The organism is Pseudomonas sp. K5002 (assembly GCF_013386655.1).
Lineage (GTDB): Bacteria > Pseudomonadota > Gammaproteobacteria > Pseudomonadales > Pseudomonadaceae > Aquipseudomonas.
This window is the reverse complement of sequence record NZ_JACARK010000965.1, coordinates 1-1,789: the sequence shown is the minus strand read 5'-3', so window position 1 is coordinate 1,789 and position 1,789 is coordinate 1. Positions and strand designations below refer to the sequence as shown.

The window sequence follows — 1,789 nt, the reverse complement described above, 5'->3', positions numbered from 1 at the left end:
GGCTGGCGTGTTCCAGCTCCAGGTTCTTCTCTTCCAGGGCGCGCTCAAAGCCTTTGCGTTGCGCCTCTTCCTGCTTGCGCGCGGTGTTGTCGGTGCCGATCAGCAGGTAGCCGATGATCGCGTCGTTGCGGTTGCGCAGGGCGGTCACCGACACCATGGCCGACAGGCGACTGTTGTCCTTGCGGATATAGGTCAGTTCGTAAATGTCTTCGATGCCCCGGGAGGCCTTGAACACCAGGGCCTCAAAGCCCGGCGTGATCGGTGTGTCCAGTTCCAGGCTGAGGGCAGCGGCGCGGGTGATCAGCTCGGCGGGGTCGGAAATGTCGGCCGGTGTGACGCGGTTCAGCACATCGGCGGCGGCGTAGCCAAGCATGCGTTCGGCACCGACGTTGAAAATCTGGATTACGCCTTTTTCGTCGGTGGCGATGCTGGAGAAGTAGGCGCTGTTGAAGATCGCATCTTGCAAGGCGCCGGCCTTGAGCAGGGTTTTCTGGCGTTTGAATTCGACGATTTTTTCAGCCCGGGATTGCGGCTCCGCCGGGCTGTCGACTGAAGAGTTGTCCATCGTGCAGTGTTCCGTGAACTTCAGGCCCGACGCTGCCAAAGGCGGCGCCGCAGAGCATGCTCACAGAAGATCGCGCAGGCGCGATGAGGAGGAGATGAGGTCTTTGGACGATAGCAGATAAACCGCAACCGACAGGGATCGTAGTGGCCAAACGCGGTGTTATTTTTAGAAAAGCACTCAATCGGATAGGTGAAGGTGGAAAAACGGCGATTTTATCTGCAATTAGTCACTCCAGGTCGCTGGATGAACATTTATTCATCAGGTGAAACGTTTAATCAAACGATAAACGGCTGACGCAAGCGCTTGCGTAAGCAAATGTATCTGATTAGAGTCGGCAGCAATCAGGTCTGCCGATGACTGCCATTGGCAAACGCCCGAACACAACAATAATAAAACCAGGAGCTCAGTCATGAGCCTTGAACCCTTGCTTGAAATGCAGGGCATCAGCAAGACCTTCAACGGCCTGCGGGTGCTCAAGAACGTCAGCCTGAAGGTCTACCCCGGTGAAATCCACGCCTTGATGGGTGAGAACGGCGCCGGCAAATCGACCTTGATGAAGATCCTCTCCGGTGCCTACCAGGCCGACGACGGCGGCACCATCCGCATCGATGGCCAGCCCGTCGCCAGCTACAACCCAGCCTCCGCCAAAGCCCTCGGCATTGCCGTGATCTACCAGGAACTGAGCCTGTGTCCGAACCTCACGGTGGCCGAGAACATTTACCTGGGCCGTGAACTGCGCCGTGGCTGGACCATCGACCGCAAGGGCATGGAAGCCGGGGTGGCCGAGGTGCTGGCAAGGCTCGGTGCGGAGTTCCTGCCCACCACCCGCGTCGCCAGCCTGTCCATCGCCGAGCGCCAACTGGTGGAAATCGCCCGGGCCTTGCATGCCCACGCAAAAATCCTGGTGATGGACGAGCCCACCACGCCGCTGTCCTCCCGGGAGACCGACCGCCTGTTCGCGCTGATCAAACAGCTGCGCAGCCAGGGCCTGGCGATCATCTACATCAGCCATCGCATGGCAGAAATCTACGAGCTGTCGGACCGGGTCTCGGTGCTGCGGGACGGCGAGTACGTCGGCGAACTGGCGCGGGACGTGCTGTCGGCCGAAGTGCTGGTGAAGATGATGGTGGGCCGCGACCTGTCAGGTTTCTACAAGAAGGAACATGCGGCCTACGACCCCGGCCAGGTGGTGATGCGCGTGCGTGACATGGCCGACGGCAAGCG

General features: G+C 59.8%; 2 protein-coding genes. One reads left to right on the top strand and one right to left on the bottom strand.

Features of this window, described 5'->3' with window-relative positions; all coding sequences use genetic code 11:
* On the bottom strand, window positions 1–565 hold a 565-nt coding region (locus tag HX846_RS31810; protein ID WP_178966926.1), incomplete at its 3' end, for a PAS domain-containing protein.
* A 409-nt stretch (window positions 566–974) separates the two neighbouring features.
* Here HX846_RS31810 and HX846_RS31805 point away from each other — a divergent pair.
* Window positions 975–1,789: ATP-binding cassette domain-containing protein (locus tag HX846_RS31805; RefSeq protein ID WP_178966925.1), on the top strand; the 815-nt coding region annotated here is incomplete at its 3' end.